Annotated in this window: 2 protein-coding genes and 2 pseudogenes; all 4 read right to left on the reverse strand. The window is 46.6% G+C overall.

All coding sequences use genetic code 11. The annotated features are described in order from the left end of the window. A pseudogene (locus tag F6K57_RS40105) lies at positions 1 to 247 on the reverse strand (hypothetical protein); the annotation flags it as partial. 44 nt (positions 248 to 291) lie between these two features. Next, positions 292 to 1,689 (reverse strand): MlaD family protein, encoded by a 1,398-nt coding sequence (locus F6K57_RS40110; protein ID WP_293074442.1) that lies wholly within the window; start codon positions 1,687 to 1,689, stop codon positions 292 to 294. Between the two features lie 45 nt (positions 1,690 to 1,734). Beyond that, positions 1,735 to 2,406 (reverse strand): dethiobiotin synthase, encoded by a 672-nt coding sequence (bioD, locus tag F6K57_RS40115; RefSeq protein ID WP_293074445.1) that lies wholly within the window; start codon positions 2,404 to 2,406, stop codon positions 1,735 to 1,737. A 13-nt stretch (positions 2,407 to 2,419) separates the two neighbouring features. Further along, positions 2,420 to 3,469 (reverse strand): annotated as a pseudogene (locus tag F6K57_RS40120) (serine/threonine protein kinase); the annotation flags it as partial.

The following is a 3,469-nucleotide window of genomic DNA, read 5'->3' on the forward strand; positions in this document are numbered from 1 at the left end:
CTTCAGATTCATCAAGCCGGTCTTGCGTATAGACGAGACAACAGTTCTGGCAACCAAGATGACTGGACTTAAGACTTCTTTGCTGAAGTCGCGAATAGGGAGTAGGGAGTAGGGAGTAGGGAGTAGGGAGTAGGGAGTAGGGAGTAGCAGTATCAAAAAGCTTCTTTTGCAAGAGGGTCTTTAGTTCTTTATAGAGTTTTTCATGGCTATGAGGTGAACAGGATTTTTTCCCTGTTCCGAGATCCACTGTTCCGAGATCCGCTGTTCCCTTTTCCCTTTACTAAATTCATTTCATTTAACCGATTTCCTAGGGGCTGGGGGTAAAAGCTTAAACATCTGTTTTTCTTGATTCGGTTGAAGCTTCTGATCAGCTGGAGCTATTGGATCGATCTGAGGTGGATCGATCTTAGGGGGGGACTTAGGGATGGAAACGGTTTTAGCAGGATCATTAGACGAGGCGGTGTCTATAGCAGTATTGAGAGCTTCCAGTTGTTGAGATATCAAAGCCTGCTGTTGCAGCTGCTCGGTAGAAGACACTAAGCCGCTGAGTCCATTAACTAAATCCTTGACATTGCGGCGAAAAGCTGGATCCCCAGTCAGATCATCTAGGTCAGCGGTAATCTTTTGGGCATTTTCAAAGGTAACTCGTGCTGAGTCTAGGGTTTGTTGTAATACCAGTAAATTAGTAGGACTGTTGAGAGTATTGGAAACATTACGTAAGTTAGCAGATGCTTGGGCAGCATTAGCCGATAGGTTTTCTAAGTTCCGCAGCATCTGTGATACATCCGTTTGATAAACCGCTGAGTTAACCTGATTCGCGGTAATAGTTAAGTTGCTGGTCAATACACGCAGATCTTGACTGGCCTGAGAGATGCTATCCAAGGTGGTCACCAAATTTCCCCGATTGCTGACCAATAGTTGATTGGCAGAGGTAATCAACTGATTTAGTTCCCTTGCCGTTTGGCTGTATTGCTCAGACGTACTAGAAATGCTACTGGTTGCCAACCCAATTAGACTAGATGTTTGATTGGCAGCACTGGTCACAGCATTCGTTGCGTTGGACAAGCCTGCTACCTCTTGCCGCACTATCCGGGACAACTGGGTCATCTCTTTGCTAAGTTCTGACACGTCTCTGGCGGCATTGGAGGCATTTTCCGCAAGACTATTGATTTTGTCAAAAAAGGCTGGATCACCGAAGAGTTCAGCAATGCGATTTCCGTTCCGTAGGAGGTCAGCAAAGGTGGAACCCACATCACCATTAATCTGATCTTCTTCACAAATAACTAGGGAAGAATTACATTGTGCTCCGAAGGGTGTAAGACTTTGAGCAGTGGCAGGTAATTGTCCTATAGGCATGATATCCACATTGGTAGCACCAATTAAACCCGATTGATTAGCTTCAACCTGGACTTTGCGGGGGATTAACAATCCAGGGTCATCAATTTCAACGGTGACATTGACCCCATTAGTACCGGGTTCAATGTTAGTGATTCTCCCAACTTGGACACCGCGATAGCTAACTGATGCCCCCACTTGCATCCCAGCAGCGTTGCCAAAATTGACAATAAATTTATAGCTCTTTCGACCGAAGCTAATCCCACTAATCCATACAACAAGTCCACCGAAAACAGCAAGTCCTGCTACTATCAATAAGCCAACGGAGCCTTCTCGAATCGTCCGCGATCGCATAGTTTAACCTTTTTTACCGTTTCCCCTCACATTTACTATGATGCTTCACCAACCACTGACATCCAAATTTGAACCCACTTGAGCTAGTTTCGAGTAGTCCATTGGGTCAGATAGATGAGGTAAAATCCCCAAAACCTTAACATTGGTTAGACTCTCGATTAAGCTAATCGGAGCCAACTGATTAATTTCTTCGGAGGTACGAGATTGGACGCAATTGAGGACAATGCCTTTGAGGTCAACTCGTGATGAGCGTGCCAGAGCAACATTAGCAACCACTTGTGCGATCGCTCCTAATTCTACCGGCGCAACCAATACCGTTGGCAAGCGCCAATCCCTTGCCAAATCTGCCACAATCAGTTCATGAGTCACCGGTGAACCTAGTCCTCCCAAAGCTTCCACCAATACCACATCCCGCTGACTGCGCAGAGTATTGAAGCCTTGCCAGACCTTTTCGAGGTCAACCTCTCGTCCTTCTAGATCTGCAGCAACTGGTGGTGCTGCAGGGGTTTTAAACTCCACGGGTGTGATCTCCTCCAGGGTTTGACCCAAGTCAAATAGTTGGTGGTAAATTTCGCGATCGCCAATTCCGGTTTGAATCGGCTTGAATATCCCCAGACTCTCTTGAGGACGGTAAGTCTGCCAATAAGCAGCGATCACAGAAGTCAAAACCGTTTTTCCGATCTCTGTATTGGTACCAGTAATTAGTAATACGTTCAAGATTGAGTCACTCTCAGTCAGTAAGGCTAATATCTACAGCAAAGTTTCTTTCCTGTTTAGCAATTACATCTACTATATACTCACCAGCAATAGGCAGCTTACCTTGCCACCGTTGCACCCCTGAAGCCTTTTCCACTAACTTCCCATTGGGATAGCGGATAGTTAAAGCCACATCACTTTCAATCACCTCTAGCTTCAATTGCTGACCCTGTTTAGCCTTCACCAAGTAGCGCTGAATCTTCTGGGGGCTAGTCCGACCGAACAGCCGCAAACCCTTAGTTCCCTGCAACAAATTGACCCGTTTTATCTCATACTCAGCAGTTGGTTTAGGTAATGGTTTCGGCTTCGGTGCTTCTGTTAACCTTAATCCTAGCTGATAATCGCTATCCGACAGACCCTTAACTGGACTTAGTTGAATCGTGTAGTTGCCAGTGAAAAGAAATTTCCCTTCCCATTGTCGCACCCGCTGAGCTCGATTGTCCACTGGTTTTCCGTCCGGGCCAAGCACAGTCATCAAAACCCCTTCATCACTGAGATATGCCTTGAGGGTTTGGTCTTGTTTACCCTGGATAATGTAGTTAATCGTGTGATTAGCCTTTAAATTGCTGGATTTAGAAAGGGTTTTACCAGCAGAAAGCCCTAGACGCTGACTGTAGATTTGAGGCTTACTCGGAGTTGGACTAGCACTAGGGCTAGGACTAGGACTAGGACTAGGACTAGGACTTACAGACACTTTAGGACTTGGGGATTTCGCAGTGTCCTGCTGATTAACATTGCCCACCCAGACCCAAGAGCCTATCCCTGCCAGCACTGCTAGTCCTGTAGCTATCCCAAGCAGCGGCCAAGGACTATTCCAAATAGAGTTACCCCTGGCTTGAGACATTACCGGTTCACTCGGTTCTCCACCTCTAGCACCCCTGGGTGTTCTAGCTTGAGCCGATGCCACCGTTGTGCCTCGTAAATGCTTGGGCTTTGGCAGTTGCGGAGTTAACCCAGAAGCTTGAAAGGCATACAAGACTTCCCTAGCGGATTGGTAGCGATCGCTTGGTTGATCACTAAGCAA

The sequence above is a fragment of the Moorena sp. SIO4A5 genome (assembly GCF_010672005.1).
In the GTDB taxonomy this organism is placed as follows: Bacteria; Cyanobacteriota; Cyanobacteriia; order Cyanobacteriales; family Coleofasciculaceae; genus Moorena.

Bases quoted from the DNA above. Each gene is read 5' to 3' on its own strand.
- F6K57_RS40110 (WP_293074442.1), bottom strand. From the start codon at position 1,689: ATGCGATCGCGGACGATTCGAGAAGGCTCCGTTGGCTTATTGATAGTA.